This is a genomic window from Xenorhabdus sp. TH1 (assembly GCF_037260955.1).
Classification (GTDB): Bacteria; Pseudomonadota; Gammaproteobacteria; order Enterobacterales; family Enterobacteriaceae; genus Xenorhabdus; species Xenorhabdus griffiniae.
This window is the reverse complement of record NZ_CP147734.1, coordinates 544758-562588: the sequence shown is the minus strand read 5'-3', so window position 1 is coordinate 562588 and position 17831 is coordinate 544758. Positions and strand designations below refer to the sequence as shown.

17 protein-coding genes, 1 pseudogene and 1 riboswitch are annotated in these 17831 nt (G+C 39.6%); of the genes and pseudogenes, 4 read left to right on the top strand and 14 right to left on the bottom strand.

What is annotated here, in order from left to right; all coding sequences use genetic code 11:
* Nucleotides 1-269 precede the first annotated feature (269 nt).
* Together WDV74_RS02465 and WDV74_RS02460 are read right to left on the bottom strand one after the other, a co-directional pair.
* Entirely contained in the window at nucleotides 270-1310 is a 1041-nt protein-coding gene (locus WDV74_RS02465) for an IS630 family transposase (protein WP_338883023.1), read from the bottom strand.
* A gap of 82 nt (nucleotides 1311-1392) precedes the next feature.
* Nucleotides 1393-1755, bottom strand: a complete 363-nt coding sequence (locus WDV74_RS02460) for a hypothetical protein (RefSeq protein WP_338884386.1) — start codon at nucleotides 1753-1755, stop codon at nucleotides 1393-1395.
* A gap of 209 nt (nucleotides 1756-1964) precedes the next feature.
* Here WDV74_RS02460 and WDV74_RS02455 point away from each other — a divergent pair, with 209 nt between their 5' ends.
* Nucleotides 1965-2843 carry a LysR family transcriptional regulator gene (locus WDV74_RS02455; RefSeq protein WP_338884384.1) on the top strand — a complete coding sequence of 293 codons (879 nt, stop codon included), beginning with the start codon at nucleotides 1965-1967 and terminating at the stop codon, nucleotides 2841-2843.
* Between the two features lie 493 nt (nucleotides 2844-3336).
* Here the strand turns inward: WDV74_RS02455 and WDV74_RS02450 are convergent, their stop codons facing one another.
* From WDV74_RS02450 to rppH, 12 genes and pseudogenes are all read right to left on the bottom strand, one after another.
* Entirely contained in the window at nucleotides 3337-3711 is a 375-nt protein-coding gene (locus WDV74_RS02450) for a prepilin-type N-terminal cleavage/methylation domain-containing protein (RefSeq protein WP_338884382.1), read from the bottom strand.
* On the bottom strand, nucleotides 3708-4085 hold the full coding sequence (locus WDV74_RS02445; RefSeq protein WP_338885516.1) for a YgdB family protein: 378 nt from the start codon (nucleotides 4083-4085) through the stop codon (nucleotides 3708-3710). The genes WDV74_RS02450 and WDV74_RS02445 overlap by 4 nt, the downstream gene beginning before the upstream one ends.
* An 88-nt stretch (nucleotides 4086-4173) precedes the next feature.
* A complete protein-coding gene (locus tag WDV74_RS02440) occupies nucleotides 4174-4785 on the bottom strand; it encodes a prepilin peptidase-dependent protein (RefSeq protein WP_338884380.1) in 612 nt (203 codons plus the stop codon).
* On the bottom strand, nucleotides 4772-5287 hold the full coding sequence (locus WDV74_RS02435) for a prepilin peptidase-dependent protein (RefSeq protein ID WP_338884378.1): 516 nt from the start codon (nucleotides 5285-5287) through the stop codon (nucleotides 4772-4774). The genes WDV74_RS02440 and WDV74_RS02435 overlap by 14 nt, the downstream gene beginning before the upstream one ends.
* 391 nt (nucleotides 5288-5678) lie before the next feature.
* On the bottom strand, nucleotides 5679-7358 hold the full coding sequence (locus tag WDV74_RS02430; RefSeq protein ID WP_338884376.1) for a TauD/TfdA family dioxygenase: 1680 nt from the start codon (nucleotides 7356-7358) through the stop codon (nucleotides 5679-5681).
* Between the two features lie 112 nt (nucleotides 7359-7470).
* Entirely contained in the window at nucleotides 7471-8112 is a 642-nt protein-coding gene (locus tag WDV74_RS02425) for a LysE family translocator (RefSeq protein ID WP_338884374.1), read from the bottom strand.
* Between the two features lie 6 nt (nucleotides 8113-8118).
* Nucleotides 8119-8991, bottom strand: coding sequence for a hypothetical protein (locus tag WDV74_RS02420; protein ID WP_338884371.1), 873 nt, complete (start codon nucleotides 8989-8991; stop codon nucleotides 8119-8121).
* Nucleotides 8992-9160: 169 nt separating this feature from the next.
* Entirely contained in the window at nucleotides 9161-9955 is a 795-nt protein-coding gene (thyA, locus tag WDV74_RS02415; RefSeq protein WP_338884369.1) for a thymidylate synthase, read from the bottom strand.
* A complete protein-coding gene (gene lgt / locus WDV74_RS02410; RefSeq protein ID WP_338884367.1) occupies nucleotides 9952-10842 on the bottom strand; it encodes a prolipoprotein diacylglyceryl transferase in 891 nt (296 codons plus the stop codon). The genes thyA and lgt overlap by 4 nt, the downstream gene beginning before the upstream one ends.
* A 165-nt stretch (nucleotides 10843-11007) precedes the next feature.
* A pseudogene (locus WDV74_RS02405) lies at nucleotides 11008-11130 on the bottom strand (DUF1778 domain-containing protein); the annotation flags it as partial.
* A 29-nt stretch (nucleotides 11131-11159) separates the two neighbouring features.
* Entirely contained in the window at nucleotides 11160-13406 is a 2247-nt protein-coding gene (ptsP, locus tag WDV74_RS02400; protein WP_338884365.1) for a phosphoenolpyruvate--protein phosphotransferase, read from the bottom strand.
* Between the two features lie 9 nt (nucleotides 13407-13415).
* The gene (gene rppH, locus WDV74_RS02395) at nucleotides 13416-13946 is read right to left on the bottom strand and encodes an RNA pyrophosphohydrolase (RefSeq protein WP_189761004.1); all 531 of its coding nucleotides are present in this window, start codon (nucleotides 13944-13946) and stop codon (nucleotides 13416-13418) included.
* Between the two features lie 116 nt (nucleotides 13947-14062).
* Nucleotides 14063-14167: riboswitch (TPP riboswitch) on the top strand.
* Nucleotides 14168-14392: 225 nt separating this feature from the next.
* Between rppH and thiB the strand changes: the two genes are divergently transcribed.
* Genes thiB through thiQ form a run of 3 tightly spaced genes read left to right on the top strand, consistent with a single transcriptional unit; the run spans nucleotide 14393 to nucleotide 17647 of the window.
* Complete coding sequence (thiB, locus tag WDV74_RS02390) at nucleotides 14393-15379, top strand: thiamine ABC transporter substrate binding subunit (protein WP_338885515.1); 987 nt, start codon at nucleotides 14393-14395, stop codon at nucleotides 15377-15379.
* Nucleotides 15355-16959: a thiamine/thiamine pyrophosphate ABC transporter permease ThiP gene (gene thiP / locus WDV74_RS02385; protein ID WP_338884363.1), complete on the top strand. Its 1605-nt coding sequence runs from the start codon at nucleotides 15355-15357 to the stop codon at nucleotides 16957-16959. The genes thiB and thiP overlap by 25 nt, the downstream gene beginning before the upstream one ends.
* Complete coding sequence (gene thiQ / locus WDV74_RS02380; RefSeq protein ID WP_338884361.1) at nucleotides 16952-17647, top strand: thiamine ABC transporter ATP-binding protein ThiQ; 696 nt, start codon at nucleotides 16952-16954, stop codon at nucleotides 17645-17647. The genes thiP and thiQ overlap by 8 nt, the downstream gene beginning before the upstream one ends.
* Nucleotides 17648-17831 lie beyond the last annotated feature (184 nt).

Here is a 17831-nt window from a genome sequence, read left to right as displayed (position 1 = left end):
CCAACTAAAATCAGTGGATTTATTCTTCATATATAAGAATAAAAACAGGTTTAGTAGATTTCGCAATCGCCAATTGGCAAAAACAACTTTCGCAATTAATCATCATTATTGAGTATATATACTTCCTTTATTTATTCTTGGTATAATAAAAATGTATACCCTCAAATACTTTACTAAAAAATATAAATTCTGATTTTATTTAATCGTCTGTCAAATAGGTATCATTTCTAGATTAGAAATATAGTTTCTTAGCCAATATAAATAAACTTTCATAATAACGATACACTCATTTTTTTCATTCCCGGTTGTTGCCCGAATGAAAATGCAATCATAAATTCTTCAACGCACGCTAAGAGTTGCCACATATACTGACAGCAATGATTTCGGGTGACGGTTTCATGCAAGGATTGCCACAAGCGTTCAATCTTATTTAGCCATGGCGAATAGACCGGTAAAAATAACAGGTTAAATTGAGGATTTTGTTTTAGCCATTCCCTGACCTTATGGCTTTTGTGAATACCATAATTATCCAAAATCAACGTGATACTTTTGGCTTGACGATACTGACGATTAATTTTCTCTAACATATTGATAAATAAATCAGCGTTTTTCTTTATACCACCGACATAAGTCACTTGACCTGTTCGGACATCAAGGCAGCCTGCAAGGTAGTGCTTTTGGTTTTTCCCCGGTGTCATCACGCGTTTTTGTTGTCCTTTTAGACACCAGTCTGCCCCGATTTTAGGATTCAGATCGATATCGACTTCATCTTCATAAAAAACAAGATGTTGCTCTGATGCGTTGGCTAAGGCTTCGGTGATTTTTGCCATTTTTTCGTCATACTCCGGATCAGGCTTTTTGACAGTAGGCGCCGCTCTTCGCCAGACAATACCCACCTGACAAAAGTAACGATAAAGCGTACTTTTCGACAGTGATACCCCTAATAATTCATTGATTATCTGAGTGATAAGTTCAATACTCCAGCGTGAACGCAAACAGTCAAAATCCTGCGGGGAGTGTGATAATAAGAACGACAACAAGCTAAAAATCGGGGCTAAATTCCATCGAGTAGGCCTTCCTCTCGGTAAGCTTTTTAATCCTTCCAGCCCATATAACGTTAACCAATTTATCCAACGATGGACGGAAGAACGTGAACAATGAAGGGTTCTGGCGATGTAAGAAACGGTCTGACCTTCATGTAACATCAAGAGTGCCATGAGTCGGCGGGCGTAATCTTTATCCCGGGTTTTATGAATAAATTTTTTCATCTGACGTCGTTCATTTCGGGGTATTGGTGCTATGATTCGCATCACTCAGTCCATTTTGGGATTTTTTTGATTTGGCGATTAATCAGATCGCAAAAATTGGACTGAGTTCCCTTCAAGTGATCTACTATTTTGAAAGCTTATTTATATCGTACTGAGCACGCTCTAATATACCATCGCGATAGTCGTTCTCTAGCACTAACGCATCAAGAGCAATATTTCTCCTACTTAATTCGGCAAGAGTATCCAAAACAGCAATCTCCCCACTACTGGTTAATAAACTCACGGTAGCCGCATTGGATATGTTAGTTCTCCTCGCAGATGTACATGTACGAGCCAAAGCCGGATTATTGGAGTTAAGTATATCTTTAACTACAGATACATGATAATCAATATCTTGAGTCGCATGCATATTCCAAGTTAGAACTGTGTTTTTAGCTAAAGGTGAACGATAATAAGGCAAGCTCGATAATGAATAAGAAAAACTCATACTTTTCCCTTTTATATGTATCTAACTATTGTTTATGTAATCCGTATAACTAGTGAGATAACTGATTAAATCTATTAGTTATACCCTTAGAAGTAACACTTTTTAGCACACCAATAACTTTACAACAATTTATGATATAGAATAACCCAGTATTCATTCCAGACTATGCTGCCAGATTCGGCGGCAATCCATAATCTGAAGGGTAAGACATGATAGATTCGCTCTCTGCAATTTCTGTATTTGTCAAGGTGGCGCAGGTAAGAAGCTTTGTTTCTGCAGGACGTGCTTTGGGACTTAGTGCATCTGCAGTCGGTAAACGTGTAACTAGCCTAGAAAACAGCGTAGGAGCACGACTCTTGCAGCGAAATACTCGTAGGATTTCTCTTACATATGAAGGGGAACTCTTTTTGAATCATGCAGTATACATACTTGAAGAAGTAGATAACATTCAAAAAGAAATACTTTCTTCCACTGAAAATCCAGTTGGAAAACTAAAAATTAGTATAGCTCCAATCCCTAATCTTTTTAGTGAAAAATTCAATGATTTTTTGAAGGAACATAGAGAAATTGAAATTGAATTTGACTTCACAGAACAATTTGTTGATTTAGTTGGGGGAAATTATGATGCCGCGTTGCGAGTTGGTAATGATCCCGATGGTAATTTACGTTCTCACTACATAGGAGATATTGATAGTATTATTGTAGCAAGCCCTAACTATTTAAAGAGTTACGGTCATCCCAAAAAAGTAGAAGATCTTTTATCTCACTCATTAATTCATTACCGATCAAAAAATACAGGAATAATTCAGCAATGGCCTTTGCAAAACATAAAATCTTTACACCTACCTAAAACGATTATATGCAATGATATTGACACACGAATAAAATTAGTTCTAAGTGGAGTTGGGATAGCATACTTACCTCACGTGTCAATTAAAAATTATATTGACTCAGGAGAACTTTGTACTGTACTTGATGAATATATTATTGATGCAAGCACACCTATTTATGTGATATGGCCTTATGCTCATCGTTATTCCCTACGCCAACGACTATTAATAGATTATCTTAAGAAATTAAAGTTATAAATATAAGAGAGTAACACGTAGTACAATACTGATGAGTTACGCTTATCTTCTCCGCTTGATCGGGTTAATGTATTAGTCTGGTCAAGTGGAGAGCTTATGAGGATAGTACATTTTTATTTTTTTCTGTTGGTATTTACTATTGGACTTTATCAAAATCAATTTCTGACCATTCAACGTTACGCAATTCACTGGGGCTAACGCCAATTATCGTTTGTCTCACTTGATTGCCAAATCTGTCAGATTCATAAATCACTAACCTTGTATAGGTAAGTTATGTAGGGAAATTTTATACAATAAATTGCAGATATTCAGAAAGACAGCAGTAGACCACAATAAAATTAAAACAATATAATTAATTTTTATTTATACCAATCTAACTTCAAGATGCATGTGATTTCTCCCCGCAAAGCGGGGAGAAATCAGGTTTCATATCGTGTTGTAAATTGCAACTTGAAGTTTAATGCATATAAATAATTTACCTTAGTAGACCATATTAGATTTCAATCTTATGCCTCCCACTTGCACAAAACCAGCGTTCCAATTTACTTAGTTTATTGTAATGTACTGTCAGCTTAATCGTTACCTGATAGCACCCCCAAGAACGAAATTCTCGCTGAACTTCCACTTTCCATCCCCGCTGTATAGCTGTCTCCTCTTCTTTCTGCAAATCAATCTGGCCTGACAAACGTTCATACTGTTCCAATTGATTATGGGCATATCGTACTGCCTTAAGCTGCCCCCAATATTGCTGAAAGTTGGTTGACAGTACTTGATGGTAACGCACTAAACCCAATAAAGAGATCGCAAATACGGCTGACGCAATCATGACTTCCGGTAAACTCATCCCCTCTTGTCGTTTGGTTTTCATAAACAAAACTCAGCTTGAGCAACAGGGCAAAAATCCAACCAACCGCTTTCAATAGGAATAAGTGTCTCTTGATTTAACGGTTTCACCTGTTTCATCCATTGATAAAGTTCGAGCTTTTCTCCTGATGCAAATTGAGCAACCCCTTTTAATAAAAAAAGATTGTTTGAATAGTGTTTCAGACAACTTTGCAAATGAAATTCAGTATGTTGTAGACAAACCCAAGCGCTCGTTTCTGGCTGATTGATCTGCCATGATTGCGCCTTTCCCCATATCAATGATGATTCAGCACGCCAAAAAGCCTGCAAATAATTTTGTTCATCCATCATCATAAGCATCGCATTTTCCTGTTGGTAATGGAGCGCTTTCAACATCATCAAACTCAGCGCCAGAAGCATCATTATCGATATCAGCAGAATATTTCCCTGTTGTTTATCTGCCATCTATTTTATTTTCCCAATATCTTTATTTTCGGATATTACGCAGCCGGATTGTGGCTTGGTGGCGGTACACAATGGACGGGGATTGCAACCAATGGGCATCAATAGACAAAGTGACAAAAATTTCCCCACTTTTTGCTTGTGATTTCTCAAGATGAAAGGTATCAATGACAATCTCTTTTGGATCAAATAACCTTTCCCAACCACTTTCCTGACAATCGTCTACTCCTCTCTCCCACTCAAGAGCGCGATTATTTAAACGATAACCAAAAAATTCAGACTCTCTATGACCTGCTTTTTCCCATTGATTATTTAAATTGAGATCAAAAGCAACAATAAGACAGGAATTGGCGGTTTCCGTATTTTTACTGTTAATTATCAATGGATCACCTTTGCACTGCTCTCTATCCCGACAATACCCTGCCCGCCGAATATCTTTCTCAATCAAATAAGCTGTTCTGTTCACCAAATAATGTAATCTATATTTACGATAGAGATCGAAAATTTGGCCGGTTAAAACCGGATACGTTTTTGTCATGGCAACAAAAATTACGCTACTGATTAGCAGAGCTACCATTATTTCTAATAAAGAAAATCCTGCTTGTGTTTTTTTGTGGCAAAAGTTAGTCAGAATCATGGGGTTTTATTCCCTCACAATTGGGAAATGAGTTAATTGTATTGCTGCATGTTCTAATTCTCCCACGTCCAGAAACGATAACCCTAATTTTACCTGCTGAGTTTTCCAGAGTGAAACTGGCAGGCATTGCTGTATTTCTGATCCCATAAAAATCAATGCGATCAGTTGTGGAAAATGATAAAAACACATCTTCATGAGGAGAATCAACGCGCTCCCCATCACCTTCATCACAATCAGCTATTTTGGTGACAGACGATATCAAACACCAAGGCTGCCCTGTCACTAACCATAAGATACGATCTTTATTTGAATAATTGGCTAAAGCTTGCTGCCTTTCCATAAAAGACAACACATTATGCACTGCTGATTGCAAATTCTGGCGGCTTTGATATTTCCCCCAATGATATAATCCCCAGGACAAACTCATCGAAATGATGAGCATTGCTATCATTAACTCCAATAAAGTAAACCCATTATGATTGTTAATGTATTTATATTCCATTATTTTCTGACGTTGATCTTCGGTTCAATCTGGTCAAGGGAAATATCGACTATTAGAAGCTAAATGAACAGTACCACTGTTTAATTCTGCGAAGAGATTTGAAGAGAAAATGGAAATTTTATTTTTTTACATTTTTATTGCGTGATGGTTCACAAAGTTAAATCAATATCTTCACCGTGAAAATAAAAAAGAGCAGAATAAAATCCACTCTTTAATTATTCTATTTTAATTAATTCACTACCTTTATTTGTTCAATCCAACCCCCCTTTCAATTCAAAATAAATTAATATCATGCTATTTTTTCTGGTATATTTAACAAAAATCCAAATAGTAACAAATAAAATCATTAAAATATTATTTTACAAATAGAAATTTATTATCAAAGAAGAACTTAAATAAAAAAACGTGTATTAATAATTCTGGATTCTTCAAGTACATCAGGAATTGCCTGTTTAATATTAGTTAATACGCAGGTACGCAATAACCATCTATCACAGCCATCATAACGCGGTATAAATTCAGAACGGCCATGCACGCATCGATTATTATCAATGATAAGTAAGTCTCCTGCTTCAAGAGCAACCCAATATTTATGTTTGTTAGCAATCTTTTTGAGTTTATCGAGAACGAATTCTGCCTCAGCATTAATTCCTTGCATTAAATCTAAATCGTAGATCATATAAGGGTCATTAGGATTTCCATAAAGAATTGAAGTTGTCGGGCCATTACCTTTTACACCATTAGGACTACCATAAGAGTAATCTATTCCGGTTATAAAAAGTGGCTCAAACAATATTCGAATTTCCCTAAAAGATAAGTCACGGAGCATCATCTTGGCGCTTGCTATAAAGGTCCTGGCACTTTTTTCATGATCTTGACGTAAACAATAAAGCAGAACGTAATCACACATTAATGGATGAAAAGCAATTTCCGTATGAAAATCAAGTTCCTTTTTTGAACTTTCTGATGATAATAGAAACTCTTTTTTTACATCAGGAACCAAATTTTGGAATATATTACCATTTTTTTCCTGTGAATACCCAACAGCATAACCAAGAAATTCTGAAATCATGGCTAACCACAATTCACCATAAAAATTACTTCTATCGGGATAATGCAATGCATGTAATGGAGTGGGTGGCAAAACATCATCAAAGTTTAAACCCTTTAATAATAATACACCATAATCATTACCATAATTTTTAAAATTATATAAACTTTCTATGATTTCTTGGTTAAGGAAAATTATACGTTTAAAGCTTTCAGAAAGAAATTTATCTAAGTTGTTATAAGGGCTATGTAACTCATCACCATAGAATCCTTTTCTAAGTAATTCATGATTATCTATATAAATAATATGGTCACCTCTAATTTCAGATAAATTACGAGTAGCATCTGGCTCTCTATATTCAATAATACTATTCGAAAAACTTATCCCCGATTGAAAATAAAACTCTTTTTGATCGTCATCGATAATGTCAAAAATCATTTTCTTTAAAAAAATCTCATTTTCACATCTTGCAAAATAGAAAGAAGAGTAAGTATTCAACAACCCCAAGCAATAGAACTTTTTGTTATTTATCTCTTTTTTCACTCCAATGACAAAATCGTTATAACTTATAAAATCTTGCCATCCATCATAATCAATAAAATGCCTGACATAATTACCATGCAAATGAAATTCATCCCCTTCATAAATTATTTTCATTTCTCCATCGAGTTGACTTAAATAATTATGTTTTTTATGTTTAAACTCTATGACCTTGGTAACAACACCTTTATTAAAAGTATTATTTTCAGCATGAGAGTATATATCTGACAAAGAAAATATAATGGATAATCTGGGTTGATTTTCTAAATTAGATTGCGAAACATCATAAGTTGTAAGCAAGATATCAACATTACTTAAACTATTTTCTTTTGATATATAATCATGCATGTTATAGACATCAAAATTATAATATTTAAAAAAACAAACCACATTAAAAAATGCATTTTTTGCAATATTATTTACACCTAATTTATTATAAAAAGAATCATCATAAACAACACAAAGTCTTCTATCTTTCATTACCTAACCTCATATATTTAAAATAATAATGGCATCAATTCATCTTACATTGATGCACCTATGACGCTATAGATAAATTCGGACAAAATAACACTCTACGGTAATAAATCAATTACATAAAAATGGCACCGACTAACATAATAAACCCAAACAACAGCAAAAAAATATTAGTTACAGATTCTATAATAACCTGGGAATTTCCTTTCAAAAATACATTCTGAATATAAGAAAGTGCATGGACAAATATTACCCACCATAAGATCCCAATGACAATATCAATCATCCCAAGTATGATAACCTGCCTAAGAGGAGGTAGTGCCGGATTAATAAATTGAGGTAGAATACTGATAAAAAATATGGCTACTTTAGGGTTAAATACATTAGCCAATAACCCGATTAAAAAAGGATTTCTTTTCTGCCGAATGATTTCTTGTGAATCAGTCATCGACTGTTGTTGTTTTTTATTGCGATAAATTTCTCTTAATCCCGAACTTCCGAGATAAACAAGATAAACGGCACCGATTATTTGTAATATATTGAATGCCGTTTTCGATGTTGCCAGAATAACTGTAGCGCCTAATGATCCTAACACAAGATGAAAAAATAGCCCCGACTGTACACCAAATGCAGTGATCATTCCTTCTCTCTTCCCCTTAAATACCCCTTTACTGATAACAGCCCAATCAGGTCCAGGGGTCAAATAAGAGAGTAATGCCAATAGAATAAATATAGATAACAATTCAAAGCTGATCATATTTTATTATCTCAATTTACAGTGTGTCGTAATCACAATATATTCATCATTTTCTTCTGGCTTTATCTCTACCTTAACATCTTGTATTTCTTCTGTGTTTTTTATATGAGTTCCACCACATGGAATAACAACCGGACGATTTTCTACCGTACTTTTCCATAAGCGAAAATCTTCAATATTTTTTGATGTATATTCAACCTGTATTTCACTCCCTGTTGAAAGCCAATTTTTTAGGATTAAATTCATTTCTTCATTGATACTCACAATATTTGCCAAAAATGATGCTTTATCAAACCCCTTTTTCTTTAACGACTTACCAAACCGATATGTATCTACGGATTTTAATTCAGAAATTGATGACTTAAATATTGCTGCTTTATCTAAATTGTAGTTACCCAGACTATCCGTATCATAATCTTTATTCCAATATTTATTAGCCACCTTATTTAAGGCTAAAGACATAAAATGAGTCATGCTATGTGCTGCACTAATTTTATATCTGGCTTCAGCATCAACCGATAATTTAACTTTTTCACCTACCATAGATTGACATTCTAGGCCGTTTAGCGACTCTAAATAGTGTGCTGGAATAAGTTTATCTTCTGAATTTAATTTATCAGGGATATCATGACCAATACAAATCTTACCGTCAATGATAACCGCGGTATAAGTCTTTACAATATTTAATGTATGGTTATTAAAGGCGATAACCCCGATATCACTCTTTTGGTCACCCCACTTATAATTTTGAGGATAAAAAGGGCTATTATTTGTAATAACGATATATCCATCATCATATTTAAATACGTCTATGACAATTGCATTCAAACTTAATTGCCCAGTCATAAAGGATGATTCAATTACTTCATTATTTAACATATCAATTTCGCCTATTGTTGATGTTATAAACAATCAATCTACTAATTGATCAAAAAATGTCAAGGTTTCTATGATATGAATTCGCAGTTCGAAATATGATTAATCGAATGAATAATTGATGTTGGTAAATAAGTTTTCCATCCCCAGACTTGAGGATGGAAAAAGAGGATTAAATGGCAACGGGGGCTTTAATACCGGGATGCGGATCGTAATCTACAATTTCAAAGTCTTCGAATTGATAATCAAACAATGAGTCTGGCTTGCGCTTAATAACTAATTTGGGTAACGCACGTGGCTCACGGCTTAATTGCAGTTTGGTCTGTTCCAAATGGTTGCTGTAAAGGTGAGTATCTCCCCCCGTCCAAACAAAATCACCAACTTCAAGATCACATTGTTGAGCCATCATATGTACCAATAAAGCATAGCTGGCGATGTTGAATGGCAACCCTAAGAACACGTCACAAGAGCGCTGGTAAAGCTGGCAGGAAAGTTTACCGTCCGCCACGTAGAACTGGAAAAAAGCATGGCATGGCGCCAACGCCATTTTATCCAACTCCCCAACGTTCCATGCAGAAACGATGATCCGACGTGAATCAGGATCACTTTTCAACTGCTCAATAACCTGGGTTAATTGATCGATTTGACGACCATCCGCAGAACCCCAGGCTCGCCATTGTTTACCATAAACAGGCCCCAAATCACCATTTTCGTCAGCCCATTCATCCCAAATAGACACACCGTTATCATGCAGGTATTTAATATTGGTGTCGCCATTCAAGAACCACAGCAACTCATGGATAATAGAACGAATGTGGCAACGCTTGGTTGTTACCAACGGAAAACCGTCTTGCAAATTGAAACGCATCTGATGACCAAAGATAGACAGGGTTCCCGTCCCCGTGCGGTCGTCTTTTGCCGTGCCCTCTTCCAGTACTTTTTTCATTAAATCCAGATACTGTTTCATTTTGCCTCTTGTACCTTGTTATTACGAGTTTTATTGCCAGGGCATTTATACGCCCATATCATCAAAAGTATTCCCGCGAAAATCATGGGGACAGAAAGGATTTGCCCCATACTTATCCCTTCAAACAGCCCAAGCTGTGCGTCAGGCTGGCGGAAAAATTCGACTATTATGCGAAATGCACCGTAACCAATCAGGAATAAACCTGAAACACTCCCCATTGGGCGCGGTTTACGGATAAATAAATTGAGGATGATAAATAATACGATGCCTTCCAACACCATTTCATAAAGCTGTGATGGATGGCGGGGCAAAACACCATATTTTTCCAGAATTGGCCATAGCGAAGGGTTGGTGGTAGCCATTGCGATATCTTCACTGCGAGAACCTGGGAATAACATCGCCCATGGTGTATCAAGCGTAACACGCCCCCACAATTCTCCATTGATAAAGTTACCGATGCGCCCCATTCCCAAACCAAAGGGAACTAATGGCGCAATGAAATCGGCGACTTGCAAGAAGTGACGCTTAGTGCGGCGCGCAAACCACCACATGGCGCAGATAACGCCTATCAATCCACCGTGGAAAGACATTCCGCCATCCCAAACTTTAAACAGATAAAGCGGGTTATCAAGGAACATTGGGAGATTATAAAACAGGACATAACCGAGGCGCCCACCGACGAAAACCCCGACAAACCCTGCATACAATAGGTTCTCAACTTCGGTTTTGTTCCAGCCACTGTTTGGCTTTGCCGCACGGCGATTTGCCAGCCACATGGCAAAAACAAAGCCAACCAGATACATAAAACCGTACCAGTGGAGGGATACAGGCCCGATTGAAAATATGACTGGGTCAATATTAGGAAATGCCAGATAGCTAGTGCTCATCGTTCCCCACTAAAAATATGTTGTGTGAATGAATGATCTTGTGCGAATAAATTATATGACTTGAACGGGTTAAGACAAATAATCGCAGATAATAACACAGGCAAGTGATTTGCTCCCACCATTAGACCAAAAGTGATTGTCGTGGCACTTCTTATGAACCTTGGTAGAGACTACAAACCCGGTTAAGTTGATGTGTTGCAAGGCGGCCGCACGCATCAACAACAATTTGTCGTCTGAAGAAATTCGTAAAGACATACGATCATTAGTTTCTACTGGAATCTTAGGCATAATTAAGTCCCTTTTTTTGTATAACTTCTCTAAATCCCTCCTCGAATCAAGCCCCCCAAACCTCGTGATTCCATAAATTCGGCTGACAATGCTTTTACTTCATGGCTGGTTTCAACTTGCAATGCCAACCCAATAAAACGCTCAAGTTCTTTGGCATCCAAATGGCGCAATAAATACTTAATACGCGGAATACTGTGACCACTCATGCTCAGGCTACGGTAACCTAAGCCAAGCAATATGAGTGCCCCCATTGGTAAGCCTGCCATTTCTCCGCATATGCTAATCGGGAGATTAAGACGCTGACATTCATCAAAGGCAAGTTTCAAAGCCCTAATCACCGCAGGATGCAAATTATCATATAGCGAAGCAACGTGTGTATTATTGCGATCCACCGCAAGTAAATACTGGGTTAAATCATTCGTGCCAATGGAAACAAAATCAATCCGTTGCTTTAATTGGGGCAGCAAAAAAAGGGTAGAAGGAACTTCAAGCATAATACCAATCTGAGGCATTGTGATTGTCTCAGCTAACGTCAGCTCTACTTCAATTTTCGCTCTCTCAATCAGTTTTCGGGCTTCATCAATCTCTTCAATACTGGTTACCATCGGCAAGAGTATTTTTAAATTGCCCGTCTGTGCATTGGCTTTTAGCATCGCACGAAGCTGAATCAGGAATATTTCCGGTTGATCCAGCGTGATACGAATTCCCCGCCACCCCAGACAAGGGTTTTCTTCATTGATGGGCATATAGGGAAGTTGTTTATCAGCGCCAATATCCAGTGTTCTCAATACCACTGGCTTATCAGGAAAAAGTTCCAGTATCTCTTGATAGCGATTTTTCTGCTCATCTTCTGATGGAAAACCACTATGCAACATAAAAGGAATTTCTGTGCGGTACAGCCCGATGCCATCAATATTGTCTTCTATCTGCCGTTCATGTTTCAAACTCAAGCCCGCGTTGAGCTGCACCAGAACCCGTTCTCCGCTTTTTAACCGCGCTTGCTTCTGCTGTTCATATTCAGCCAGCTTGCTGAGAACCTGTTCCTCCTCGATGATTTGTTGGTATTCCTGGGTAATCAGAGGCTCTGGCTCAATAAAAATTTCTCCACGATAACCATCCAGGATGAGTGTCCGATTGTGTAATAACTCAGGCTGGATATCCGCCCCCATGATCGCGGGAATTCCCATCGCACGAACCAATATTGCAGAATGAGAATGAGTCGCGCCATCTCGTACAATCACACCAACCAATTGATCTTGTGGCAACTCAGCCAACAAATTGGCACTAAGCTCATCAGCAACCAGTATAAAGCGCTCCGGCCACTGCCTGCTCTCAGTGGAAGAACCAATCAGATGAAACAGCACCCGCTGACCGAGCGCGCGCAGATCAGATGCCCTCTCGCGCATATAAAGATCTTGCAAGCGGGCAAATTGTTCAGCATATTTTTCAATCACCGTTTTAATTGCCCATTCCGCCACAAAACCGTTATCAACGGCACAAAACAGATCCCGCTTAAGCTGAGGATCATTTAATAGATGGGAATAGAGATCAAAAATAGCGGCGCTTTCTTTCTGTGAATTGGCAGTAAAGCGTTTGCTGATACGACGACATTCAGCGGTTGTTTCTTCAAGAGCCAAAGTTAGCCTGGAACGTTCAGCCTGACAATCCAGCGTCAATGCTTCAGTCACTTGTTCCAACAGAGGTTGGGAGCGATCTTGCCATCCCTGCGCCATCACAATGCCGTTAGAAATGGCAAGCGCCTTAATACGAGTTTGTCGATATCGACCGAATAGCCCTTTGGTTTGCGCCTGAGCGAGAACGGCAGCAAGCTGCATCGCCAGTGTCACCATGAAAGATTCTTCACTTTCATTAAATAACCGTCGTTCATATTGCTGGACAACGAGTATTCCCTGCAATTGGCGACGATAAATAATCGGTACACCTAAAAAAGCCCGCAAACTTTCTTCTCTTACTTGGGGAATATATTTAAAACTGGGATGTTCACGGACATCAGCGAGATTAATTAATTCGGACAGACGCCCAACTTGCCCCACAACGCCTTCATCAAAGGAGAGACTAATTGCTTGCCCCCTGGGTTTTCTCAACCCTTTGGTTGCCATCAGGTAATAACATTGCCGCTGATGATCCACCAAATAAATAGAACAAACATCCGTGTTCATTGCCAGGCACGTTTCATTGACCAATAACTCAAGCGCTTCAGATAAATTAACGGCCATTGCAACCTTTTCGACAATTTCCCGTAAGCGCATGAGCATGGCAATGACCTAACTTTTTCTACGACGATGTAAATAAGGTGAATGGAATAATGAAGCTGGCTCCTGCGTTGACATTACAATAGAAGAGAATTCTTTCATCACGCGTCGATAGACATCTCGTTTAAAAGAAACAACCTGCCGGACAGGATACCAATAACTCACCCAACGCCAACCATCAAACTCCGGAGTTTTACTGCGCTGCACATTAATATCCGCTTCATTACACAATAACTGCAATAAAAACCAACGTTGCTTTTGCCCAATACAAACAGGCTTTGTATCCCAACGCACCAAACGCTTGGGTAATTTGTAACGCAACCAACTCCGGGTTGAGGCAAGAACCCGTACATCTTTGCGACTTAAACCAACTTCTTCGAACAACTCGCGATACATCGCTTGCTCTGGTGATTCCCCTGGATTGATACCCCCTTGAGGAAACTGCCAGGAATGCTGCCCATAACGGCGGGCCCACAGAACCTGCCCTTGGCGATTACAAATTACAATTCCTACATTCGGGCGGTAGCCATCATCATCGATCACCAGACTACCTCTCGATATAACAAATTTAAAAAGATAGCTAATTGTTTCACACTCATCTCAAGCGGTAAACCTCTATGATGAGACTTTGCAGACGTAGCCGAAGTCTCTACAATACCGCTATCTCAACGGGGTGCGGCTGTCGCAAAACAGTGTTGCTGAGAACAAACCCGTCGAACCTGAACCGGTTAGTACCGTCGTAGGGATTTGAGACGCTACTCATTGATATAATAGATGTCATTTTCATTTAGCACCTTCTCAGATCCTTTGCTGTCTGCTAATAACAAATATTAAGTAACTGATATATATACCAATCCAACTTCAAGTTGTAGTTTGCAAATCAAAGACGCATCTTGAAAGGCAATTGGTATACAACTATCAATATTTTTAACTATTGATATATGCAACTACAGGAGAGCAAAGTGTTTACTAAATTATTTTCCCGCTTTATGGCTATCAGCCTGCTGTCTGTTTCTGCCAGTGTTTTTTCTCAGGCAGGCCAGGCAAAACCTACCCTGACAGTTTATACTTATGATTCATTTGCCTCTGAATGGGGACCAGGACCTGCTATCAAAAAAGCCTTTGAGGCAGAATGTGACTGTGAACTGAAACTGGTTGCGTTGGAAGATGGCGTCTCCTTGCTGAACCGTTTGAGAATGGAAGGCAAAAAAACACCCGCAGATATTGTATTGGGGTTAGATAACAACCTGATCCAAGCCGCTCAGCAAACCGGATTATTCACACCAAGTCACGTCGATACCTCAAAACTGAAATTACCCATTGCATGGCACAACACGACGTTTATTCCTTACGATTACGGTTATTTTGCCTTTATTTACAACAAAAATACTCTGCCTCATCCCCCCAAAAGTATGGACGAATTAATCAATAGCCACCAGAATTGGAAGATTATTTACCAAGATCCACGTACCAGCACACCAGGTTTAGGGTTACTGCTCTGGATACAGAAACTCTATGGCGACAACGCCGCTCAGGAGTGGCAAAAAGTGGCCCAAAAGACACTCACCGTCACTAAAGGCTGGAGTGAAGCCTATGGCCTGTTTCTGAAAGGTGAAGGTGATATGGTGCTGAGCTATACCACATCACCTGGCTATCACATTATGTCAGAGAAAAAAGATAACTACGCCGCCGCTATCTTCAAGGAGGGGCACTACTTGCAAATTGAAGTGGCCGCTCAGTTGGCCTCAAGCAAACAACCAGAACTGGCACAGAAGTTTATGAATTTCATGCTCTCTCCGGCATTTCAACAAGTCATTCCAACAACCCAATGGATGTATCCTGTCATTGATATCCCTTTACCCGACGTTTTCAAACAACTTCCTGTTCCTGAGAAATCCCTGCTATTCAACGCAGATGATGTGGCAAAACACCGTACAAAATGGATACGTACATGGCAAAGCGCAGTCAGCCGTTAATCGCGGGTTGGTTATTGCCGGGGGTTATTGCCTCCGGCCTGTTAATTATAGTTGCCCTGTCAGCATTCGGGACGCTGTGGTTCAATGCACCTGAAAGCCATTGGCAGGAATTCTTGCATGACAGTTATCTCTGGCATGTCATTCGATTCACCTTCTGGCAGGCATTTCTCTCTGCCGTCTTATCGGTAATCCCCGCTATTTTTCTGGCTCGGGCACTTTATCGGCGCCGTTTTCCCGGAAAAACACTCTTTCTGCGCTTATGCGCCATGACATTGATTCTTCCTGTTTTGGTTGCTCTATTTGGCATTCTCACCGTTTATGGTCAGACCGGCTGGCTGGCTAATATTTCCCAATGGATAGGCGTTGAATATCGTTTTACACCATATGGACTACAAGGGATTTTGCTGGCACATATTTTCTTTAATATGCCAATGGCAACACGGTTATTGCTGCAATCTCTGGAGAGTATTGCTATTGAACAGCGCCAGCTTGCCGCCCAGCTCGGTATGAATGAATGGCAACATTTTCGTTTTATTGAGTGGCCTTATTTGCGCCGCCAAATTTTACCGACGGGTGCGCTGATTTTCATGCTGTGCTTTGCCAGCTTCGCAACGGTTCTTGCCCTCGGCGGTGGCCCAGCCGCAACGACCATTGAACTTGCCATTTATCAGGCGCTTAGTTACGACTACGATCTTGGTCATGCCGCCCTGCTTGCCTTGATACAACTTTTTTGTTGCCTCGGTTTGGTGCTCCTTAGCCAAAAATTGAAAGGCGCACTTGCTATTGGTTATGGACATCAACAACAATGGCGTAATCCACAGGATTCATGGCTACAAAGATTATCTGATGGTTTACTGATTAGCATCGCATTACTGCTGTTACTTCCCCCTTTATTAGCAGTCATCGTGGATGGCCTGAACCGTGATATTTTTGCTGTCTTAAGCCAGCCCGCTTTATGGCAAGCCCTTAAGACATCCATCATTATTGCAGTAGGTGCAGGATTGCTGTGTGTTATTTTCACCATGATGTTGCTATGGAGCAGCCGCGAATTACGCTTACGCCATTCCCCGCGTTGGGGACAGGCAATGGAAACCAGCGGGTTGTTGATCCTTGCTATGCCGGGGATCGTCCTCGCCACGGGCTTTTTTCTCTTGCTGAACACAACCATAGGTATACCTCAATCACCTTACGGATTGGTTATCTTGACCAACGCATTGATGGCGATCCCCTACGCGCTAAAAGTATTGGAAAACCCAATGCGCGATCTGGCAGAGCGTTACAATCCCCTATGCCGCTCCCTCAATATTCAGGGAATGCACCGCCTGTATTGGATCGAGCTTAAGGCATTAAAAATTCCATTGGCACAAGCATTGGCTTTCGCCTGTGTATTATCCATTGGCGATTTTGGTGTGATTGCCTTATTCGGCAATGAAGATTTCCGTACTTTGCCTTATTACCTTTCCCAACAAATTGGGGCATATCGCAGTCAGGATGGTGCCGTGACCTCATTTCTGTTGCTCCTACTGTGTTTTGTTTTATTCACTGTGATTGAACGCTTACCGAGCCGACACCATGATTAAACTTGAAAATGTCATTTATACTTATGAACACTTTGCCATGCATTTTAATGTGAGCGTAAAAGCTGGGGAACGCATTGCGATCCTTGGCCCTAGCGGGGCGGGTAAAAGTACACTGTTAAGTTTAATCGCGGGGTTTCAGTTTCCAGCACAGGGGACTATCTGGCTAGATGGCGAAAACCATACAAACACTTCACCTTCCAGACGGCCTGTTTCGATGTTGTTTCAGGAAAATAACCTGTTTTCCCATTTAACCATTGAGCAAAATATTGGTTTGGGATTGCATCCGGGATTACGGTTAAGTGCTGAACAAAAGCAAATACTGCAACAGATTGCCTCTCAAGTGTCACTGGAGGAGTGTTTATCGCGCCTGCCCGCTCAACTTTCTGGCGGACAACGCCAGCGGGCAGCATTGGCACGTTGTTTAGTCCGCCATCAACCGATTTTATTGCTGGATGAACCCTTTTCGGCACTTGATCCGGCTTTACGCAATGAAATGCTGGAATTACTGGATCAAATATGCAGTGAACGACAAATGGCTTTACTCATGGTGTCCCATAATCTTGATGATGCAGCCAAAACCGCTCCACGTTCTTTGCTGATTGTGGATGGCAAAATTCATTACGATGGGGCGACGGAGAAATTGGTGAGTGGAGAAGCTGCTGAGGCGGTGGTTTTGGGGATAGGTTGATGTATAAACTATCCTCCTCCGAAAAATAATGAATATGGCTTATGGTTAAAGAAAAAATCCCAGCACAATGGCTGGGATCTTCTTTTAGTCAATCTTCGTATTATCCTATTGATTAATAGTATAATATTCTTGATTTAATGAAGGCGAAAAGATCATGATAATCTGTCTGCCTTATTATGGGTAT